We start from the raw sequence: 19,963 nt of genomic DNA on the forward strand, positions 1-19,963 counted from the left end.
TGGCGCGCCTGCTCCGCAGGGGCGCGGCGATCAGCCGACCGCCTGCTTCATCTCGTCGCTGTCGCCGTCCTCGGCCTTCGGCTTGCGCGGGCGGCGGGCGCGTTTCGGCTTTTCCTCCGCTTCGGCGGCGCCGATCGCGGGGGGCAATGCCTGCGGATCGAGGGCACCGCCGTTTTCCACGGCATCCTCGGTCTCGGCCTTGCGCCGGCGGGGGGCACGCTTGCGCGGTTCGGCGGGGGTGCCGTCTTCCTGCCCGTCGCTGTCGCTGCGCGCCTTGCGCGGCTTGCGCCTGGGCTTCGTGTCGGTGTCGGCATCGTCGTCGGACGTGCCGGACTCGAAATCGTCATTGTCGGTGTCGCGCGACGCATGGCCATCGTCGTCGTAATCACGATCGCTGTTGCCGCGACCGCGCGCATTGCGCGGCGCGTTGCCGTCGCTGTCGTCCTGATCGCCGCGATTATCGTCGCGCTTGGCGCGCTGCTCTTCCTGGCGGGCCTTGCCGTCGGCGATCACGCGGAAATAATGGTCCGCGAATTGCAGGTAATATTCCGACTGCACCCGGTCGCCATTGCGGGCGGCATCCTCGGCGAGTTTCTTGTACTTGTCGAGAAGCTGCGGCGCATTGCCCCGCGCCCTGCTGTCGACACGGTTCTGGAACTGGCCGCCACCTTGCTGACGGTTGTTGTTCCGGCCACGCCGGCGATTGTTTCCGCGATTATTGTTCAATTGAAGCCGTTCCTCTGTCCGGCGCGGTTCGGTTCTTTCACCGCCGCGCGAAACCATTCCGGAAGCACCCCGGACCGTGCCCGGGTTCGCCAAACCGTCCGCCGCGACGCTCTTGTCTCGAATTACGAAGCGACCGGGCCAACCTCGCATCCTGTCCGCAAGCCGTTTCGGGCCCGCGACATGCTGCGATGATCAGGATTGCCGGGGCAGCGGGAAGCAATCTCGTCCGATGCCCTGACACGCAGCAGGACTATCGACAAATGACGCCCCTGCCAAGCCTTTTTGCCGCAAAGGCCGTGTTTTACCCGTCATTACCGCAAGGGAACGGAGATTTCAGCCCTGCCCCTGCTCCATTTCGGCGATAAGCTGCTTCTGGAGCCGGAACTTCTGAATCTTGGAAGTCGACATGGGCCATTCCGACACGAAACGCACCATGCGCGGCACTTTAAAGCTCGCCAGCTTGCCCCGGCAATGCGCGATCAGCTCCTCCTCGCTGCTCTGTTTCCCGCGAGCGAGTTCTATGAACGCGGCTGGCACCTCGGAATAGCGGGGTCGGGGACGGCCACGACCTGCGCCAGCTTCACCGCGGGGTGGGTCTGCAACATGGTCTCGATCTCGGTCGCGGCGACGTTCTCGCCGCCGACTTTCAACATGTCCTTCATCCGGCCATGGAACATCACATTGCCGTCCGCGTCGACGGACCCGATGTCGCCTGTATGGAACCAGCCGTCCCGGATCGCCTCCGCCGTCTTGTCCGGCGCATTGTAATAGCCCTTGAGCATGTTCGGCCCGCGCAGGACGATCTCGCCGCGCGCGCCCGGTTCGCAATCCTTGCCGCTGTCGGCGTCGACGATGCGCATCTCCCAATCGCGCAGCACCTTGCCGCAACGCCCGGTCCGCACGGCATAGCTGTCGTCGAGGCGGCTGGTGGAAACGGTGCCCGCCGCCTCCGTCATGCCATAGGTGCCGACCTGGATCGTATCGGGCATGGCCTTGGCGACGGCCTCGCGGATCCAGTCGGGCTGCACCGCGAAATTGGAATTCATCACGCGCAGGCTCGACAGGTCCGTCGTTTCGAAATCCTCGTGATTGATGAGATCCTGCATGATCGTCACGAAGCTGGGATAGGCGATCGCCCCCCCTTCGCGGCCCAGCATTTCGAGCGCAACGCCGGCATCGAAATGCGGCACCGTCATGTATGCGCCGCCCGCATCGAGGATCATCGTCATCGGCAATATGCCCGCGATGTGATAGATGGGGAGCGGCGACCATACCTTGTCCGCGCGCGTCACCTCATAGCGCCGGCCGAGGTTGCGGCTGTTGCCGACCTGCGCCGCGTGGCCGATCATCGCGCCCTTGGGATTGGCGGTCGTGCCGGAGGTGTAGAGGATCATGCCGAGGTCATCGCCACGTTCCGCGACGATGCCGCGTTCGACCATCACATGGCGGTCGATTTTCACGAGGCGCTCGTCCCTCCCATCCTCGATTGCGTCGAGGGCGAGATGGAGATCGCGTTTTACCGATCGCTGGGGTGATGCGCCCCGCGCCTCAGTCCAGCCCGTCGTCGCCGAACTGCTCCACCCAGAGTTGAAGGGCGCGCGGATGGCCGGAAAGATCGTGGTGCAGCACATGGCGCAGGCCCGACCGGGCGGCGATGTCGATCACCGCGTCGGCCTGGGCATATCCGATCTCGACCATGGCGACGCCGCCGGGCGTCATGAGGTCGGGCAATTGCGGGATCATCGTGCGATAGGCGTCGAGCCCGTCTTCGCCCGCGAAAAGCGCGCCCTCCGGCTCGAACCGGCGCACGTCGTCGGCCAGCGCCGGATCCTGCGTCGCGACATAGGGGGGATTGGCGAGCACCAGATCATAGGCCGGCATGACCCGGCGTTCCCACCCGATTTCGGTCCAGTCGGCCAGGCGCAATTCGGTGCGATCGGCAAGGTCCAGCTGTTCCGCATTATGCTGCGCCATGGCGAGCGCCGCGCCCGACCGGTCGATTCCGACGCCGCGCGCCGCATCCCATGACGACAGCGCCGCGAGCAGGAGAGCGCCCGACCCCACCCCCATGTCCAGAATGCGCGCCGGCGGCCTGTCGGCGAGCACGTCGCGCGCCGCGTTGATCAGCACCTCGCTATCGGCCCGCGGGATCAGGACATGGCGCGACACCGCGAGTTCCAGCCCGTAGAATTCCTGACGCCCGGTAATATGCGCAAGCGGTTCGCCCGACGCGCGCCGCGCCACCAGATCGTCGAACCGTTCAGGCGCGGCCCGGTCCATGTGTTGCAGCAGCACCGTCGAGCGGTCGGTGCCCATCGCCTCCGCCATGAGCCACTCGGCGTCGAGCCGGGGATTGTCCGACACCTCGGCGAGCCTCGCCGCCCCGTCACGCAATGCGGCGGCGATGGTGCGGTCGGCGCCGGGGGCGGAACCGGTTGCGGGGGCGTTGTCTTCCATCGTCATGCGTCGAACGTTCCATTGGGGACAGGGTTTCGCACCCGCCGGGGATACAGGCGCGCCATCACGAATTCTGCGCGGCCAGGCGTTTGGCCTGGTCCTCCGCGATGAGCGCATCGATCATTTCGGCAAGGCCCGGCCCTTCGAGAATTTCAGGCAGCTTGTGCAGGGTCAGCCCGATGCGGTGATCGGTCACGCGCCCCTGCGGAAAATTATAGGTGCGGATGCGTTCGGAGCGGTCGCCGGACCCGACCATCGCTTTGCGCGCCTCGGCCTCCTCGCCATGGGCCTTTGCGCGCTCCATCTCGTACACGCGGGCGCGCAGCACCTGCATCGCCTTGGCGCGGTTCTTGTGCTGGCTGCGTTCGTCCTGCTGAATGACGACGATGCCGCTGGGGATATGGGTCAGGCGGACGGCGGAATCGGTGGTGTTCACATGCTGCCCGCCGGCGCCCGATGCGCGGTAGATGTCGATCTTCACATCCGCGTCGGCAATCTCCACGTCCACCTCGTCCGGTTCGGGAAGGACGGCGACCGTGGCCGCGCTGGTATGGATGCGCCCGCCGCTTTCGGTGACGGGCACGCGCTGCACCCGGTGGACGCCGCTTTCGAACTTCATCCGTGCGAACACGCCGGTGCCGGTGACATGGGCGACGATTTCCTTGAACCCGCCGACGTCGGATACGCTGGTGCTGATCGGTTCGATGCGCCAGCCGCTCTCGGCCGCGAAACGTTCGTACATGCGATAGAGGTCGCCGGCGAACAGTGCTGCCTCGTCCCCGCCGGTGCCCGCCCGGATTTCGAGCATCGCGGGCCGCGCATCCGCCGAATCGCGGGGCAGCAGGGCCAGCGCGAGCCGGTCCTCCGCCGCGGGCAATTCGCCGTCGATGCGGGCGATCTCCTCCTCCGCCATGGCGCGCATTTCGGGATCCGTGAGCATCGCGCGCGCCTCGGCCAGCTCGCCGCGCATGGCGGCCACCCCGGCTGCCTCGCGCGCGACGGGTTCGAGTTCCGCATAATCGCGGCTCGCGGCGACGAAGGCCTCCCCCTCCAGCGTGCCGCTGGCCAGCCGCGCCTCAAGCTCGGCAAAGCGCCCGGCAATCTGGGCGAGGCGTTCGTCGGACACGCGCAAGGGTTCAGCCCTTCAACACGGGCAAAAGACCGGTGAGCGGCACACGGGCCTGATCCCCCGTGGAAAGCGTCTTGACCGTGGCCTCGCCCGCGGCGAGTTCCTCCTCGCCAAGGATCACGGCATGGCGCGCGCCGCTGTCGTTGGCGCGGCTCATCCGTTTTTTCATGTTGCCCTTGAACGCCATGTCGACGGTGAGCCCTGCGCGGCGCAGATCGGCGACGATGCCCGCGGCCGCGGCCTCTGCTGCCGCGCCCATCGGCACGACCGCGACATCGGCGGATGGCTCGCCCCGTTCGCCCACCAGCATGGCCAGCCGCTCGATCCCCGCGGCCCAGCCGACCGCCGGGGTCGCCGGCCCGCCCAGTGCTTCGACCAGCCCGTCATAACGTCCCCCGCCCAGCACGGTCCCCTGCGCGCCCAGCCGGTCGGTCACGAATTCGAACGCGGTGTGCCGGTAATAATCGAGCCCGCGCACGAGCGAGCCCGCCCGTTCCCATGCGACGCCCGCGGCATCCAGCCCTTCGGTGACGGCGGCGAAGAATTCCTGCGCCTCGCCCGAAAGGAACGCGTCGATCTGCGGCGCGTCGGCGACGAAGGCACGGTCGCGGCGATCCTTGGAATCGAGGATGCGCAGCGGATTGCGCTCCAGCCGGTCCTGCGAATCCTCGGACAGTTCGGCCCGGTGGTCGCCGAAATATTCGACGAGCGCACGGCGCCAGTTCTCCCGGCTTTCCCCGTCGCCCAGCGTGTTCAATTGCAAGGTCACGCCGTCGGCAATGCCAAGCTCGCGCAAAAGCTGATCCGCCATGACGAGCAATTCCACGTCCGCCTGCGGTTCGGCGGCGCCGATGATTTCGGCGTTGATCTGGTGAAACTGGCGGTAGCGCCCCTTTTGCGGGCGTTCATAGCGGAACAGCGGGCCGTGCGTGGCGAGTTTCAGCGGCGCGTGCTGCTGCCACCCGTTGGTCAGGAACGCGCGCGTCAGACCGGCGGTGAATTCGGGACGAAGCGTGAGCGATTCGCCGCCGCGATCCTCGAAGCTGTACATTTCCTTCGACACGACATCGGTCGTCTCGCCCAGGCTCCGCGAAAACACGGCGGTCTTTTCGAAGACCGGCATCTCGACCCGGCGGAACCGGTAGAGGCGGCGAATGCGTTCGAAGGTTTCGACCACATGGGCGAAGGCCTCCGCCTCCGCTCCGAAGATGTCCTGCGTTCCGCGAATGGCCTGCGGTGTCTCGATGCGCTTGTCCGTCATGGCGCGGCCTTTACCCGCAAAGCCCGCTCCTGCAAAGCATCGCCGCACCGCACTGGCGTATTGCATATGGGCGGCGGTCGCGGCACACCATCGCCCATGAAAAAGACCATCACGGGCCGCGCCCTTCTCACCGCCGTATCCCTTTTCGCCATCGCCCTGCCCGCCCATGCGCAGACACAGGCGGAGCAGCAGCGCTCGCTCCCGCAGGCCGTGCCGATTTCGCCGTCGGTGCCCGATCCGGTCGATACGCCATGGCCGGGCGGCACGATCGACCTCGCCGTCGATGCGACCGACATCACGCGCGGCGTGTTCCGCACGACCGAGACGATCCCGCTCGCACCGGGGACGGAGCGTCTCACCCTGCTCTATCCCGAATGGCTTCCGGGCAAGCATGCGCCGCGCGGTTTCCTGGCCGAGCTGACGGGCATTCGTTTCACCGCCAATGGGCAGGATCTGAAATGGACGCGCGACCCGGTCGAGGTCTACGCCTTTCACGTCGAGGTTCCCGCCGGCACGGAGCAGGTCGTGGCGCAGCTCGTCTATACCTCCCCGCTGGAGCCGAACGAGGGGCGCATCGTCATGACGCCCGAGATGATGAACCTCAAGTTCGAGGATGTCAGCCTCTATCCCGCCGGGCATTACGTGCGCCGCATCGCGATCCGCCCGACGGTGACCTTTCCCGAAGGATGGGACGTCGCGACCGCGCTCGACGGGATGAGCCGCGCGGGCGACACCGTCCAATGGGCGACCACGGATTATCAGACGCTGGTGGATTCGCCGATCTTCGCAGGCGCCTATCACCGTGCGTGGGATCTGGGTCAAAATGTCGATCTCGAGGTGTTTGCCGATGCGCCGCGCTACCTCGACGCGAGCGAGGAGCAGATCGACGCGCATCGCCGGCTCGTGGACGAGGCGATCGCGCTTTATGGCTCGAAACCGTTCGACCACTACGAATTCCTGCTCGGCCTGACCGACAAGCTCGGCGGGATCGGTCTTGAACATCATCGCAGCTCGGAAAACACGCTTCCGCCCGACACGTTTACCGAGTGGAAGAAGACCGAATACCGCCGCGGGCTGCTGCCCCACGAAATGACGCATAGCTGGAACGGCAAGTTCCGCCGGCCTGCTCGCCTGTGGACCCCCGACTATCGTCAGCCGATGCAGGACAACCTGCTCTGGGTCTATGAAGGCATGACGAGCTACTGGGACATGGTGCTGGCCGCGCGTTCGGGATTGCAGACGACCGACCTGATCAAGGGCGACATCGCCCGTACCGTCGCCAATTACATGACGCAGCCGGGCCGGGCGTGGCGTTCGGTCGAGGACACGACGCACGATCCCATCTTCGCCGCGCGCAAGGCCAAGCCGTTTTCGAGCCAGGCCCGCGGCGAGGAATATTACAGCGAGGGTGCGCTCACCTGGCTGGAGGCGGACATGCTGATCCGGCGCGAGACGGGGGGCAGGAAATCGCTGGAGGATTTCAACAAGAGGTTCTTCGGGCTGCGCGACGGCGACTGGGGCGAGGTGACGTACGAGTTCGAGGATGTCGTCGCCGATCTCAACGCGGTCTATCCCTACGACTGGGCGAATTTCCTTTCCCGGCGCCTGCAATTGCCGAACCAGCCGGCGCCGACGCGCGGGGTGGAGCTTGCCGGCTATCGCGTGGCGTTCCGGCCCGAGCCCAACCCCTATGACGAGGCGCTCATGGCGAACGCCAAATATCTCAACCTGTGGCATTCGCTTGGGCTGAACGTGGGCAATGACGGGTCCGTGTCCTCGGTCCTGTGGGACGGGCCGGCGTTCAAGGCGGGCATCGTCGGCGGGGCGGATATCGTCGCCGTCAATGGCGAGGCCTATGACAGCGACGCGATGAAGCGCGCCATCGCGGCCGCGGCCGATGGCGGCGGGCCGATCGAATTGCTGATCGAGCGGGGGGGCCGTTACCTCACCGTGCCGCTCGCCTATGACGGAGGGTTGCGCTATCCCTGGCTCGAACCGGTGGACGGGAAGGATGGCGAACAATTGCTCGACCGCCTGCTCGAACCGACGGTCGCCGATTGAAAAGCGCGGCGCAGCCATGCGTGAGCTGCGCCGTGCCGGGGGCGCGAAATGCGCTCTTGGCGCAGACGGCGCGCCGCGCTACAGCCCCGCCGGGTCACATGCTGCAACGCAGCGCCGGATAGACAGAGGACGAAAGCCCACATGCGTATCGACTTGATCCCGACCGGGTCCAACCCGCCCGAAAGCCTGAACGTCATCATCGAGGTTCCCGTTGGCGGCGAACCGGTGAAATACGAATTCGACAAGGATTCGGGCGCATTGTTCGTCGATCGCATCCTGCACACGCCGATGCGTTACCCCGCCAATTACGGCTTCGTTCCGCACACGCTGTCGCCCGATGGCGATCCGCTCGACGCGCTCGTCGTGGCGCGCAGCCCGTTCGTGCCCGGCTGCGTCGTGCGCGCGCGTCCCATCGCGGTGCTCAACCTCGAAGACGAGCATGGCGGCGATGAAAAGCTGGTCTGCGTGCCCGAGGATTCGACCTTCCCCTATTACACCAAGGTGTCGGAAAAGGGCGACCTGCCCGAAATCCTGTTCAAGCAGATCGAGCATTTCTTCACCCATTACAAAGACCTGGAAAAGGAAAAATGGGTCCGCGTCGGCACCTGGGGCGGCGCCGAGGAAGCCCGCCGCATCGTGATCGAGGCGATCGAGCGCGAGAAGCAGGCCCAAGCCGAAAAGGGCTGAGGCGCCCCTCACCCATCCCATGAAAAAGCCCGGCGGCCCTCAAAACCGCCGGGCTTTTTCGTATCAAGTGCCCCCGTTGTCGGCGCGATCATTCCACCGGGCGGCTGGAATCGAGCAGGTCGGCCTCACCCGTGACGGCACGCTCGCGATCGACCAGTTCCGCGATGTGGTTCTCCGGCCGGGTGCTCCGCGCCTGTGCCTCGCTCTCCCCGCTCGCCCGCTTGCGCGTCGTGGCGGGGGACGGCGCGGCGGGCGCGGGACGCGGTGCCTGCGAAATGCTCGCCCCTTCGCCCAGTGCGAGCGGGCTGCCGGAATCGAAACGCAGCCGGTAGATCGGCTCGGGCAGGGCAAAGCCTGCTTCCTCCAGCGCGTCCTTCGCCGCCTTGATCGCGATGGATCGTCCTTTGAGGAAATCGGTCTCTTCCTGATCGACCCAGCCGCGAAAGCTGATGACGATATTGGAATCGCCGACCTCGCGGATGACGGCGGTCGGCTCGGGTTCGTCGAGCACGAAATCCAGACCGCGCAGCGCCTCTATCCCCGTGGCCATGCCATCCACCGGATTGTCGTCCGCATCCACGCCGAGATCGAATTCGAAACGGCGCTGCGGATTGCGGGTGTAATTGAGGATGACCGATTTGAAGACGGTCGAATTGGGAATGCGCAGATGGTTGCCGTTCAGCGTCATCAGCACGGTGGCCCGGCTGGTAAGGCGCACGACGCGGCCTTCGTTCCCCTCGATCATCACATGGTCGTTGGCGCGGAACGGCTGTCGCAGGGACAGCATGACGGACGAGATGTAATTGTCGATCGTGTCGCGCACGGCAAAGCCCACCGCGATGCCGATGACGCCCCCGATGCCGAGCACCGCGCCCAGCAATGCCGTCGCGCCAAGGATCTTCAGCGCGAGATAAAGCCCGAACAACACGCCCACGAACTTGATCGCGCTGGACAATAGCTCGGTGACGAAGGCGTTGGGTGTCACCTTGTCGAGCAGCCAGCGCATGCGCGAGATCGCGCCGAACAGCAGCGCCACCAGCACCGCGACCACCGTCGCGACGAGGATGAGCGGCAACATGCGGACAAGGCCGCGCGCCTCGTCCACGATCCCGCCGAGCGTGGGGGCAAGGTTGCTGTTGACGGCAAGGTCGCGCTCGATCCGGTTCGACACGGTGACGACGCCCGTCACGCGCGATGCGATGTCCTCCGCCTGCTGCGCGGCCTCCGCCTGCGCGACATTCCCGCTGAGCGTGACGACGCCCTGCTCCACCTGCACACCAACATTGGCGAGCGGTTCGATCGCGGCGAAGATATTGCGGATGCGCGCGGCGATCCGGATGTCCTGCTCCGCGCCCTGTTCGGCCTCGATCTCCTGCGCAGGCGCCGCCGGTTCGGCTGCGCCGCCGCCCGAAAGGTCGGGAATGGCGGCATGGACGGGCGCGGCGAAAAGCAGCAGCGCGGCGGCAAGCATGGCACGGCGCATCGTCGTCACCCCCCCGCCACGGTCATGCCGTCGACGCGCAGGCTCGGCACGTTGACGGCGCGAATGTCGTCGAGATCGGCGGCGGCGGTCATCTGCGCGAACATGTCCATGAGATTGCCGGCGATGGTAAAGCCCGACACCGGCCCGGCGATGGCGCCATTCACGATGCGAAAACCCGATGCGCCGCGGCTGTAATCCCCGGTCACGAGATTGACCCCCTGCCCGATCAGCTCCGTCACCAGCACGCCGTCGCGAATGTCGGCGATGAGCGCATCGCGCGACACATCGCCGGCGTTCAGGGTCACGTTGCTGGTCGCGACGGCGGGCGAACCGCCCCCGCTGCGCGCCGCATGGCCCGTCGGGCGGCGGCCAAGCTTGCGCGCCGATGCGCTGTCGAGCAACCAGCCCGTCAGCCGCCCCTCCGCCACCAGATCACGCGGCGCGGTCGGCAATCCCTCCCCGTCGAAGGGCCGCGAACGCAGGCCGCGATGGCGCAGCGGATCGTCGGTCACGGTGATGGCGGCCGGGAAAATGCGCTTCCCCTCGCATTCGAGGAGAAAGCTGGCCTGGCGCGCGATGCTGTGGCCCGAAATCGCCGCGGCAAGATGGCCGAGCAGCGTTCCGCCCACCCGCGGATCGAAGACGACGGGCATCGGCCCGCTGCTCATGGTGCCGGGATGGAGCCGTTCGAGCGCGCGATCCGCGGCGAGCGTGCCGATCTCTTCCTCGTCCGGCAGATCGCCAGCATGGCGCGCGCTGCGCCCGGCATAGCCACGCTCCATCCCCGCGCCCTTCCCCGCGACGAGCGAGATCGACCGCGCATGGCGCGCCTGCTCGTAATGCCCTGAAAAACCGTGGCTCGTCACCAGCGCGGCGATGGCGCGGCCATAGCTTGCCGCGGCGCCGTCGCTATTGGTGATGCCGGAACGGGCGCGGCCCGCCGCCTCGGTCCGTTCCGCCGCCTCGCGCAGCGCGTCCGGCCCCGGCGGCGGCGACAGGAGATCGAGCGTGGGGGCTGCCCCTGTCATCAGCATGTCGGCAGGCGCCAACCCGGCATAGGGGTCGGCGGGCGCCGCCTCCGCCATGGCGACGGCCCGGCGCGACAATTCGTCGAGCGCGGCCTCGTCGGCGGCGCTCGACCCGATGGTGGCACTTTTCTGCCCGATAAAGACGCGCAGGCCGAAATGCTCGGATTCGGACCGCTCCACCTCTTCAAGCGCGCCGAGCCGGACATGGACGGTTTCGGACAGATCGCCGAGATAGACGGCATCGGCCGCATCGGCGCCCAGCCGCCGCACGCGGGCGATCAGATCGTGACAGCGGCTCTCGGCCTGCTCGGCGTTCAGCACGGGTTGGATCTCGACATGCCGGTTTCTCCTGAATTCGAAACCGGCGGGATAGGCATTGCCCGCCCGCTGGGCAAGCGCCGCCGCCGCGTTCAGCCCGTTGCGCGGATTACCCGTGCAGCATCCGGGCCAGCCCCGCGATCGCGAACGGCAACCCGATCGCCCCTGCCCAGATGAGCAGCTGATCGCGGCGATAGGCCCCGCGATATTGCGGATCGTGCGCCGCTGCATCCGACATCCCGGCCCAGCGCCGCTCCAGCTTCAGACAGATCGGTATGATCGCCAGCACCAGAATGACCAGCGCCATGTAGGGCAGCAAGGTGCCGGAAAATTCCTTGAGCTGCTTTACCGTGACGAAGATCTGCAGGACCGTATACACCAGGAGCGCATAGGCGATATTGTCGCTGATCTTCCTCGGCCAGCCGCGGGTCGCATGAACCGGCGGCGCCGGTCGAGCCATCTCTCGCTCGCGGTGCAAGCGGGCGCTACGTTCGATTCGTGTTTGCGATCCTGCCATGCCGCACGATCCTTTCCCTTTCAGTCCCGGATCGAGTATCATTTGTTTCACGGCCAAGGTCAATGCCACTGCATATGCGGCTGTTTCGCGGGCGTTGGGACATCGCGCGCAGGGCGGCCATGCACGAATCCTGCCAAACCGCCTGCCAAACCGATTGCATGACGGCGTTGAGGGGGCTTTAATGGTTTGCAGGCCATGATATGCGTTGCGCCGCAACCGATCGTGACCGGCACCCCGCCGCAGACCAAGGACCAGACGCCATCGCTACCGAGATCACTCTCGACCCCGCCGTAGACCCCGAAGAGACGGCCGCGCCCCCCGTGCCGCAAGGCGGGCTGGAGGTGCTGTCCATCGCCAAGAGCTATGACAAGCGGGCGGTGCTCACCGACATCTCGCTCTCCGTCGCGAAGGGCGAGGTGCTGGGCCTGCTCGGCCCCAATGGCGCGGGCAAGACGACGTGTTTCTATTCGATCATGGGGCTCGCGCGGCCCGATTCGGGGCGGGTGCTGCTCGACGGGAACGACATCACCAACCTGCCGATGTATCGTCGCGCGATCCTGGGCCTCGGCTATCTGCCGCAGGAGACGAGCATCTTTCGCGGGATGAGCGTCGAACAGAACATCAATTGCGTACTCGAACTGGTCGAGCCGGACAAGCAGGTCCGCGCCGCCGAGCTGGAGCGGCTACTCGACGAATTCGGGCTGACCCGCCTGCGCGAAAGCCCGGCCATGGCGCTTTCGGGCGGGGAACGGCGCCGCGCCGAGATCGCCCGCGCGCTTGCGGCGAAACCGTCGATCATGCTGCTCGACGAGCCGTTCGCCGGCATCGACCCCCTTTCGATCAGCGACATTCGCGACCTGGTCAAGGATCTGAAGGGGCGCGGCATCGGCGTGCTCATCACCGATCACAACGTGCGCGAAACGCTCGAAATCGTGGACCGGGCCTGCATCATCTATGGCGGGCAGGTTCTTTTTGCCGGCAGCCCGGAGGCGCTGGTCGCCGATGAAAACGTGCGGCGGCTCTATCTCGGCGAGGGGTTCACCTTGTGAGCTGCGTGCGCGCCCTCCTGCCGGATCCGCGCGGCTGACGTCCCATGGCCATCGGCCCCCGCCTCGACATACGGCAATCGCAATCGCTGGTGATGACACCGCAATTGCAGCAGGCGATCCGCCTGCTGACGCTGTCGAACCTGGAGCTGGAAAGCCATATCGCCGACGCGGTGGCGGATAATCCGCTGCTCGAACTCGGCGATACCGGGGAGGCTGCCGCGCCGGCCCAGGGCGATGCCGAATTGCCCGACGCAGGCAGCACGAATGGCGTCGATGCACTCGACATCGCGCCCGATGCCGCGGATCGCGATTTCGACACCGGCGACGGAATCGGCGTGCGCGAGGGGAGCATGGGGGCAGGCGCCGCGTCCGATGGCGACTTCGACTTTGCCGAACGCGCCGACGACGCCGCCACGCTGGCGCAGCATCTCCACGCGCAGATCGGTGCCGCGGGGGGGACGACGGTGCTCCGCTTCGTCGCCGGCCATCTGATCGATCACCTGGACGAGGCGGGCTATCTCGTCGGTGATCTTGCCGACATCGCCGTCTCGCTCGGCATCGAACTGGACGAGGCGGAGCGGGCGCTGGCGCTGCTGCAAACGCTCGACCCGACGGGGGTGGGTGCGCGCTCGCTGTCCGAATGTCTCGCGCTGCAGGCGAAGGAGGCCGATCGCCACGACCCGTGCATGGCGGCGCTGCTTGCCAATCTGGACCTGCTTGCGCAGGGAAATCTTGCGCATCTTCGCCGGATTTGCCGCGTGGATGACGACGACCTTGCCGACATGATCGCCGAATTGCGGCGCTACGATCCCAAGCCGGGGCACCGCTTTGGCGGCGGGGCGGCGACGCCGGTGGTGCCCGACGTGCTCATCCGCCGCGAACAGGGCGGCTGGGGCGTGGCGATCAATCGGCGCACGCTTCCCCGGCTCGTCGTCAATCGCGACTATTACGTGCAGATGAAACGCCACTGCCGCGATCGCGCCGCGCAAGGCTGGCTGGGCGAAAAGCTGACCGACGCGAACTGGCTCACCCGCGCCCTGGATCAGCGGCAGCGCACCATATTGAAGGTGGCACATGAAATCGTGCGGCGGCAGGACGGGTTTTTTCGCCGCGGCGTGTCCGCGCTCGTCCCGCTCACCCTGCGCGAGGTGGCGGAAAAGGTGGAATTGCACGAATCGACGATCAGCCGGGTGACGTCGAACAAGTTCCTGCATTGCGAGCGGGGCACGTTCGAACTGAAATATTTCTTCGGTTCGGGCGTCGCCCATGCCGACGGCGAGGGCGGCGCCTCCGCCGAGGCGGTGAAGGCCGCCATTCGCCAGCTTTGCGATGCGGAGGATCCGAAGAAGATCCTGTCGGACGATGCGCTGGTCGAATGCCTCAAGGATCGCGGCTATACGCTCGCGCGACGGACGGTCGCAAAATACAGGGAGGCGATCGGGATCGGCTCCTCGGTCCAGCGTCGCCGCCTCAAAAGGATCGCCGCCAGCCGGTAATCCGCCTCTCGCAAGGCTGGTCGCGTGGCGATAACCCTCCGTTTCGGACCTTGCCCGAAGTGGCGCAATCCGGGGGAACAGAGCGAATTTTCCGGCACACAACACCTACGCTTCAGTGCCTTGGGTCCATTTCAGACCTTATTAAGGTTTGTCCCCCATTTTTTGTATGGTTAATTCGGGGCACTGGCTCTTCCAGATCGGGAAACACGACGATCGCGGGTTGAGCGATACGAAACAGGGAAGCGACATCATGCGGATTTTATTGATCGAAGACGAACCGACCACGGCAAAGGCGATCGAGCTCATGCTGGGGGGCGAAGGCTTCAACGTCTATCAGACCGATTTTGGCGAAGAGGGCCTCGATCTCGGGCGGCTCTACGATTACGACATCATCCTGCTCGACCTCAACCTGCCCGACATGCACGGGTATGACGTGCTCAAGAAACTGCGCGTCGCCAAGGTGCAGACGCCCGTTCTCATCCTTTCGGGCATCGCCGAGATGGATTCCAAGATCCGCAGCTTCGGCTTTGGCGCCGACGATTACGTGACCAAGCCGTTTCACAAGGACGAGCTGATCGCGCGCATCCACGCGGTGGTCCGCCGGTCGAAGGGGCATTCGCAATCGGTGATCCGGGCCGGCAAGCTTGCCGTCAATCTCGATACCAAGACGGTCGAGGTGGCAGGCTCGCGCGTGCATCTCACTGGCAAGGAATATGCCATGCTGGAGCTGATGTCGCTGCGCAAGGGCACGACGCTGACGAAGGAAATGTTCCTCAACCACCTGTACAACGGCATGGACGAGCCGGAGTTGAAGATCATCGACGTGTTCATCTGCAAGCTGCGCAAGAAGCTGTCGATGGCGTGCGACGGGGAAAACTATATCGAGACCGTTTGGGGCCGCGGCTATGTCCTGCGCGACCCGGCGCAGGAGGCCGAGGCGGCCTGACCTCCGATAAAGCGGGCGGGGGGAACCCGGGCGATCGCATCTCGACGCGGCGCGTGCCACCCGCTATCGGCGCGGCATGACGGCGAACAAGGAAGGCGATCCCCTCACGCTCAACCGGCTTTATGGCCGGTCCAAGGGGAAGAAACTGCGCAGCGGGCAACAGGAGTTGCTCGACGAACTCTATCCGCAGATCGCGGTGCCGGACGACGGGCCGATCACCGCGGCCGGCCTGTTCGGAAGCGATCGCCCTTTGCATTTCGAAATCGGCTTCGGTTCGGGTGAGCATATGGCCGGGCGTGCCGACATGCTCCCCGACCATGGGTTTATCGGGGCGGAACCCTTCGTTAACGGCGTGGTCGGCGCGCTGCTCCATGTGCGGGAGCGGACATTGCCGAACGTGCGGCTGCACATGGGCGATGCGCTGCAGGTGCTCGACCGGGTTCCCGATGGCGCGCTGTCCTTCTGCTATCTGCTGCATCCCGATCCCTGGCCGAAGGCGCGCCATGCGAAGCGCCGGATGATGAACGACGGCCCGGTCGATCTTATCGCGCGCAAGCTGAAGCCGGGCGGCGAATTCCGGTTCGGCACGGACCATCCGATCTATCTGCGCCACGCATTGACGGTGATGCAGCGCCATACCGGGTGCTTCGAATGGCTGTGCGACAAGCCCGCCGATTTCCAGGTGCGGCCCGGCGGCTGGCCCGAAACGCGGTACGAGGCAAAGGCCCGGCGCCAGGGGCACGAGGTTTGGTATTTCCGCTATCGCCGCCGGTAGCGTAATTTTCCAAAAGCAAATATTTGCGACCGGCGACCAAAATTGCTTCGCGCCGCAAATGAAACCCGCGATATTTCCGCCGGCACTATCTCCTGCCTTGGGAATGAACGTCCATGGGTTTCGATTCGTTTGCCGATCTCCTGCCCTATATCGCGATCGGCTTTGCCGCTCAGCTCGTCGACGGGGCGCTGGGCATGGCGTTCGGGGTCATCACAAACACGCTGCTGGTCGGCGTGTTCGGCATGCCGCCCGCGCTGGCGAGTGCGAAGGTGCACCTCGTCGAATGTTTTACCACGGCCAGTTCGGGGATCAGCCATCTCTATCACCGCAATATCGACCGCGGCCTGTTCCTGCGCCTGCTGATCCCCGGCGTGCTCGGCGGGGTGGCGGGCGCCTATCTGCTCAGCAATATCGACGCATCGGCGATCAAGCCGTTCGTGCTGCTCTATCTTGCGGGCATCGGCATCTATCTTTTCGTGCGGGGATTGCGCCATCCCGGCGATCCGAAACCGGCGCGGCGTGTGGCGCCGCTCGGCCTGCTGGGCGGGTTTCTCGACGCGGCGGGCGGCGGCGGATGGGGGCCGGTGGTCACGTCGAACCTGCTGGTGCAGGGGGTGGAACCGCGGCGGGTGATCGGGTCGGTCAGCGCGGCGGAATTCTTCCTCACCGTGGCGGTATCGGCGACCTTCATCGCGCATATCGGGATCGCCGACATGGCGGGACCGACGCTCGGCCTGATCGTCGGCGGGGTCGCGGCGGCGCCGATCGGGGCCTATGCGGCAAAGCGCGTTCCGGTCAAACCGATGCTGACGCTGGTCGGCGTGGTGCTCACCCTCACCAGCCTTTACGGCATATGGAAGGCGTGGGGCTGATCGCCGGGTTCAGGCGATGATGTCGGGAATGAGCGCATCCTCGAAAAACATGATCTGATCCTTCAGCCTGAGCTTGCGCTTCTTCAGCCGGGCGACCTGAAGCGCCGCCGCGGGATTTTCCGCCAGCGTGTCGATCGCCGCGTCGAGATCGCGATGTTCGATTCGCAGTGTTTCGAGCTGCCGGCGCATCTCGTCTTCGGTCATCGGCGTATCAGATCCTGTCGAATGACGCCGGCGACATCATCGGCGCGAATTGCGCCTGCGTCATGCCACAGCCGGTCCCCGCTTCGCAATCGCTGTATCGGACCGCAAACGGACCGTCGCATGAGGGGGGCCGGTTCGTCCGAAACAATAATCGAAACCGCTTTTTTACATCTTCGAAATATGATTTCATTTCCATGACAGCCAGGTGCCCATTTCGAGTCGCCAGCCTGTCGAATGGGGGATATCACTCGCAAAGGAGCTTTTCGATGGAATCCACGCATGTCACCGCCCTTGAAACGAAGCATGCCGGTCTGGAGCGGCAGATCCGGGATGAGGAACTGCGCCCCGCACCCGATGCCACGCGGATCAAGGATCTGAAACGCAGGAAGCTCAGGATCAAGGAAGAGATCGCCCTGCACTGATCGCCCCTCCCATTCATCGACGCCCCCCGGCCGCGTGCGGTTCGGGGGGTTTTTCGTGGACCGGGCGGGCACACGGAACCCTGTCGGGCGAACGCGCGCGGCTTTATCGCGGCGAAACGCAGATGGATGTTTTGCGAAACGCGCGCCATGCGCTACCTCTTTGATCCATGCCAGCCAGCCAGCCACCGAACACTCCGCCCACCGGTCCCTCCCCCGCGATTGCCGCGCGCACGATCCTCACCGGCCTGCACGAGGTGATGGCATCGCGCCACAATGCGCAGGCAAAGCTTAATCACGTGGTCGAGATCATCGGCGAAAGCCTCGATAGCGAGGTCTGCTCGATCTATCTCCTGCGCGAAGGGATGCTCGAACTGTTCGCGACGCGCGGCCTCAACGAGGAGGCGGTGCACGTCACCCGGCTCGCCATTGGCGAAGGGCTGGTCGGCACCATCGCCAAGAATGTCGAGATGCTCAACCTCGCCGAGGCGGCGGCGCATCCCGACTTTCTCTACCGCCCCGAAACGGGCGAGGAACGGTTCCACTCCTTTGCCGGCGTGCCCATCGTGCGCAAGGAACGCGCGGTCGGCGCGCTCACCGTGCAACATGTCGATCCGCGCCGCTACGAAGAGGTCGAGATCGAGGCGTTGCAGACCGTCGCCATGGTCCTGTCCGAGCTGATCGCCAATGCCGACCTCATCGACGAGCAGGACGCGTTCCTGACCAATCCGCAGCTCTCGGGACAGCAGCAGCTCAAGGGCCTGCCGCTGGTCAAGGGGCTGGCACGCGGCTTCGCCGTGTTTCACCAGCCGCGCATCTCCATCGAACAGGTCGTCGCCGAGGATACCGAGGCGGAGCGGCAGCGCGTCTATCTCGCCTTCGACAAGATGCGCGAGCAGATCGAGACCATGACCAACCAGGCCGAATTCGGCGTCGACGGCGAACATGCGGAGGTTTTGAAGACCTACAAGATGTTCGCCTACGACGAAGGCTGGGCGCGGCGCATCAACGAGGCGATCGACAGCGGCCTCACCGCCGAAGCCGCGATCGAGCGGGTGCAGCAGCGCACCCGCATGCGCATGCGGCAGATCGACGATCCGCTGCTCGCCGACCGGATGCACGATCTCGAAGATCTCGCCAATCGGTTGCTGCGCATCGTGTCGGGACAGATCGGCACGGCGGCGGCATTGGGCTTGCGGCAGGACACGATCCTCATCGCCCGCAATCTCGGCCCGGCCGAACTGCTCGAATACGATCGCCGGCGGCTGAAGGGCGTGGTGATGGAGGAAGGCTCGCTCACCAGCCATGTCGTCATCGTCGCGCGGGCGATGGGCGTGCCAGTGCTGGGCCGGGTGCATGGCGTGCGCGGCATGATGCGCGAAGGCGACGAAATCCTGCTCGATGCCGACCAGGCGGTCGCCAATGTCCGCCCCACCCCCGTCCTGACCGAGGCGTTCGAGGCCCGCTCGCTGCGCAATCGCGAACGGCAGGCCGGCTATGCCGCATTGCGCGACGTCGAACCGTTCAGCCGCGACGGCGAGCGCATCACCGTCATGATGAACGCCGGGCTGCGCGACGACATCCCGATGCTCGGCATGACGGGCGCCGACGGCATCGGACTGTTCCGCACGGAGTTTCAGTTCCTGGTCTCCGCCGCCCTGCCGCAGCGCGACCGGCAGACGCGCCTGTATCGCGACGTGCTCGACACCGCGGGACAGAAGCCGGTGATCTTCCGCACCGTCGACGTGGGCGGGGACAAGTCGCTGCCCTATCTGCGCGGGGACGAGAACAGCGGCGACGAGGAGAACCCGGCGATGGGCTGGCGCGCGCTTCGGCTCGCGCTTGCCCGCGAAGGCTTGATGAAGGCGCAGGCCCGCGCCCTGCTCGAGGCGGCGGGCGGACGCACGTTGAACGTGATGTTCCCGATGGTGTCCGAACCGTGGGAATTCGACGCGGCGAAGGCCGTGTTCGAGCAGCAGATCGCGTTCCTGAAAGACCGGCGCAAGACCTTGCCCGAACAGATCCGCTATGGCGCCATGCTGGAGGTTCCAGCGCTCGCCGAAATGCTCGACGTGCTGGCGCCCAAGCTGTCGTTCCTGTCGATCGGGACCAATGACCTGACGCAGTTCCTGTTCGCCGCCGATCGCTCGAACCCGCGGCTCGCCGAACGCTACGACTGGCTCAGCCCCGCGATCCTGCGGTTCATGCGCCGCGTGGTGCAATCGCTCGCGCCGTATCGGGTCGACCTCACCGTGTGCGGCGAGATGGGCGGGCGCCGGCTCGAGGCGCTGGCGCTGATCGGCCTCGGCATCCGGCGTCTTTCGATTACGCCGGCATCGGTCGGCCCGCTCAAGGAGCTGGTCCGCAAGGTCGACACGCGCGAGATTTCCGCCGCGATGGAGCAATGGCTGGCCGAGCCGGTCACCGACCTTCGCGGCGCGCTGATCGCGTGGGCGGAGGAACGCGGCATCGACTGGGACTGACGCGGACAGGAACCGGGCCGCTCCCTCGCGCTTTCCTGTTCATAAGCCGCGC

The 19,963-nt window shown here is 65.9% G+C and carries 19 protein-coding genes; 9 read left to right on the forward strand and 10 right to left on the reverse strand.

Features of this window, described 5'->3' with window-relative positions:
- Positions 1-30: 30 nt before the first annotated feature.
- The 6 genes from Q0897_RS12660 to hisS all read right to left on the reverse strand — a co-directional run bounded on the left by Q0897_RS12660 (position 31) and on the right by hisS (position 5,573).
- Positions 31-726, reverse strand: a complete 696-nt coding sequence (locus tag Q0897_RS12660) for a DUF4167 domain-containing protein (protein WP_299309811.1) — start codon at positions 724-726, stop codon at positions 31-33.
- Between the two features lie 333 nt (positions 727-1,059).
- Entirely contained in the window at positions 1,060-1,263 is a 204-nt protein-coding gene (locus Q0897_RS12665) for a hypothetical protein (protein WP_299309812.1), read from the reverse strand.
- Positions 1,245-2,186 (reverse strand): fatty acid--CoA ligase family protein, encoded by a 942-nt coding sequence (locus tag Q0897_RS12670; protein WP_299309813.1) that lies wholly within the window; start codon positions 2,184-2,186, stop codon positions 1,245-1,247. The genes Q0897_RS12665 and Q0897_RS12670 overlap by 19 nt, the downstream gene beginning before the upstream one ends.
- A gap of 88 nt (positions 2,187-2,274) precedes the next feature.
- Positions 2,275-3,189 (reverse strand): peptide chain release factor N(5)-glutamine methyltransferase, encoded by a 915-nt coding sequence (gene prmC / locus Q0897_RS12675; RefSeq protein WP_366519935.1) that lies wholly within the window; start codon positions 3,187-3,189, stop codon positions 2,275-2,277.
- Positions 3,190-3,247: 58 nt separating this feature from the next.
- A complete protein-coding gene (prfA, locus tag Q0897_RS12680; RefSeq protein ID WP_299309814.1) occupies positions 3,248-4,315 on the reverse strand; it encodes a peptide chain release factor 1 in 1,068 nt (355 codons plus the stop codon).
- Positions 4,316-4,319: 4 nt separating this feature from the next.
- A complete protein-coding gene (gene hisS / locus Q0897_RS12685; protein ID WP_299309815.1) occupies positions 4,320-5,573 on the reverse strand; it encodes a histidine--tRNA ligase in 1,254 nt (417 codons plus the stop codon).
- A 96-nt stretch (positions 5,574-5,669) separates the two neighbouring features.
- On the opposite strand from hisS, the gene Q0897_RS12690 reads away from it, so the two are divergent.
- Together Q0897_RS12690 and ppa are read left to right on the forward strand one after the other, a co-directional pair.
- Positions 5,670-7,634: a peptidase M61 gene (locus Q0897_RS12690; RefSeq protein WP_299309816.1), complete on the forward strand. Its 1,965-nt coding sequence runs from the start codon at positions 5,670-5,672 to the stop codon at positions 7,632-7,634.
- A 141-nt stretch (positions 7,635-7,775) separates the two neighbouring features.
- Entirely contained in the window at positions 7,776-8,321 is a 546-nt protein-coding gene (ppa, locus tag Q0897_RS12695; protein WP_299309817.1) for an inorganic diphosphatase, read from the forward strand.
- A gap of 88 nt (positions 8,322-8,409) precedes the next feature.
- Here ppa and Q0897_RS12700 read toward each other — a convergent pair whose 3' ends face one another.
- The 3 genes from Q0897_RS12700 to Q0897_RS12710 all read right to left on the reverse strand — a co-directional run bounded on the left by Q0897_RS12700 (position 8,410) and on the right by Q0897_RS12710 (position 11,610).
- On the reverse strand, positions 8,410-9,804 hold the full coding sequence (locus Q0897_RS12700; RefSeq protein WP_299309839.1) for a mechanosensitive ion channel family protein: 1,395 nt from the start codon (positions 9,802-9,804) through the stop codon (positions 8,410-8,412).
- A gap of 5 nt (positions 9,805-9,809) precedes the next feature.
- A complete protein-coding gene (locus tag Q0897_RS12705; protein WP_299309840.1) occupies positions 9,810-11,153 on the reverse strand; it encodes a TldD/PmbA family protein in 1,344 nt (447 codons plus the stop codon).
- Positions 11,154-11,259: 106 nt separating this feature from the next.
- Entirely contained in the window at positions 11,260-11,610 is a 351-nt protein-coding gene (locus tag Q0897_RS12710) for a hypothetical protein (RefSeq protein ID WP_299309818.1), read from the reverse strand.
- 257 nt (positions 11,611-11,867) lie between these two features.
- Here Q0897_RS12710 and lptB point away from each other — a divergent pair, with 257 nt between their 5' ends.
- From lptB to Q0897_RS12735, 5 genes are all read left to right on the forward strand, one after another.
- Positions 11,868-12,716, forward strand: a complete 849-nt coding sequence (lptB, locus tag Q0897_RS12715; protein WP_299309819.1) for an LPS export ABC transporter ATP-binding protein — start codon at positions 11,868-11,870, stop codon at positions 12,714-12,716.
- Positions 12,717-12,760: 44 nt separating this feature from the next.
- Positions 12,761-14,212, forward strand: coding sequence for an RNA polymerase factor sigma-54 (rpoN, locus tag Q0897_RS12720; RefSeq protein ID WP_299309820.1), 1,452 nt, complete (start codon positions 12,761-12,763; stop codon positions 14,210-14,212).
- A gap of 250 nt (positions 14,213-14,462) precedes the next feature.
- Complete coding sequence (gene ctrA, locus Q0897_RS12725; RefSeq protein ID WP_299309841.1) at positions 14,463-15,158, forward strand: response regulator transcription factor CtrA; 696 nt, start codon at positions 14,463-14,465, stop codon at positions 15,156-15,158.
- Positions 15,159-15,234: 76 nt separating this feature from the next.
- Positions 15,235-15,933: a tRNA (guanine(46)-N(7))-methyltransferase TrmB gene (locus tag Q0897_RS12730; protein ID WP_299309821.1), complete on the forward strand. Its 699-nt coding sequence runs from the start codon at positions 15,235-15,237 to the stop codon at positions 15,931-15,933.
- 113 nt (positions 15,934-16,046) lie between these two features.
- Positions 16,047-16,805 carry a sulfite exporter TauE/SafE family protein gene (locus Q0897_RS12735; protein ID WP_299309822.1) on the forward strand — a complete coding sequence of 253 codons (759 nt, stop codon included), beginning with the start codon at positions 16,047-16,049 and terminating at the stop codon, positions 16,803-16,805.
- 9 nt (positions 16,806-16,814) lie between these two features.
- Here the strand turns inward: Q0897_RS12735 and Q0897_RS12740 are convergent, their stop codons facing one another.
- Complete coding sequence (locus tag Q0897_RS12740; RefSeq protein ID WP_202086676.1) at positions 16,815-17,009, reverse strand: DUF465 domain-containing protein; 195 nt, start codon at positions 17,007-17,009, stop codon at positions 16,815-16,817.
- A 266-nt stretch (positions 17,010-17,275) separates the two neighbouring features.
- Here Q0897_RS12740 and Q0897_RS12745 point away from each other — a divergent pair, with 266 nt between their 5' ends.
- A complete protein-coding gene (locus Q0897_RS12745; RefSeq protein WP_239807344.1) occupies positions 17,276-17,431 on the forward strand; it encodes a YdcH family protein in 156 nt (51 codons plus the stop codon).
- Positions 17,432-17,598: 167 nt separating this feature from the next.
- Positions 17,599-19,911, forward strand: coding sequence for a phosphoenolpyruvate--protein phosphotransferase (gene ptsP / locus Q0897_RS12750; RefSeq protein WP_299309823.1), 2,313 nt, complete (start codon positions 17,599-17,601; stop codon positions 19,909-19,911).
- Positions 19,912-19,963 lie beyond the last annotated feature (52 nt).

It is taken from the genome of uncultured Croceicoccus sp. (assembly GCF_947496385.1).
Classification (GTDB): domain Bacteria; phylum Pseudomonadota; class Alphaproteobacteria; order Sphingomonadales; family Sphingomonadaceae; genus Croceicoccus.

What these genes read in the sequence shown, in the direction of transcription:
- Q0897_RS12710 (WP_299309818.1), bottom strand. Translation starts at nt 11,610, where the DNA reads ATGGCTCGACCGGCGCCGCCGGTTCATGCGACCCGCGGCTGGCCGAGG.
- lptB (WP_299309819.1), top strand. Translation starts at nt 11,868, where the DNA reads ATGCGTTGCGCCGCAACCGATCGTGACCGGCACCCCGCCGCAGACCAA.
- hisS (WP_299309815.1), bottom strand. Translation starts at nt 5,573, where the DNA reads ATGACGGACAAGCGCATCGAGACACCGCAGGCCATTCGCGGAACGCAG.
- Q0897_RS12690 (WP_299309816.1), top strand. Translation starts at nt 5,670, where the DNA reads ATGAAAAAGACCATCACGGGCCGCGCCCTTCTCACCGCCGTATCCCTT.
- ppa (WP_299309817.1), top strand. Translation starts at nt 7,776, where the DNA reads ATGCGTATCGACTTGATCCCGACCGGGTCCAACCCGCCCGAAAGCCTG.
- ctrA (WP_299309841.1), top strand. Translation starts at nt 14,463, where the DNA reads ATGCGGATTTTATTGATCGAAGACGAACCGACCACGGCAAAGGCGATC.
- Q0897_RS12735 (WP_299309822.1), top strand. Translation starts at nt 16,047, where the DNA reads ATGGGTTTCGATTCGTTTGCCGATCTCCTGCCCTATATCGCGATCGGC.
- Q0897_RS12745 (WP_239807344.1), top strand. Translation starts at nt 17,276, where the DNA reads ATGGAATCCACGCATGTCACCGCCCTTGAAACGAAGCATGCCGGTCTG.
- rpoN (WP_299309820.1), top strand. Translation starts at nt 12,761, where the DNA reads ATGGCCATCGGCCCCCGCCTCGACATACGGCAATCGCAATCGCTGGTG.
- prmC (WP_366519935.1), bottom strand. Translation starts at nt 3,189, where the DNA reads ATGACGATGGAAGACAACGCCCCCGCAACCGGTTCCGCCCCCGGCGCC.
- ptsP (WP_299309823.1), top strand. Translation starts at nt 17,599, where the DNA reads ATGCCAGCCAGCCAGCCACCGAACACTCCGCCCACCGGTCCCTCCCCC.
- Q0897_RS12700 (WP_299309839.1), bottom strand. Translation starts at nt 9,804, where the DNA reads ATGCGCCGTGCCATGCTTGCCGCCGCGCTGCTGCTTTTCGCCGCGCCC.
- Q0897_RS12740 (WP_202086676.1), bottom strand. Translation starts at nt 17,009, where the DNA reads ATGACCGAAGACGAGATGCGCCGGCAGCTCGAAACACTGCGAATCGAA.
- Q0897_RS12730 (WP_299309821.1), top strand. Translation starts at nt 15,235, where the DNA reads ATGACGGCGAACAAGGAAGGCGATCCCCTCACGCTCAACCGGCTTTAT.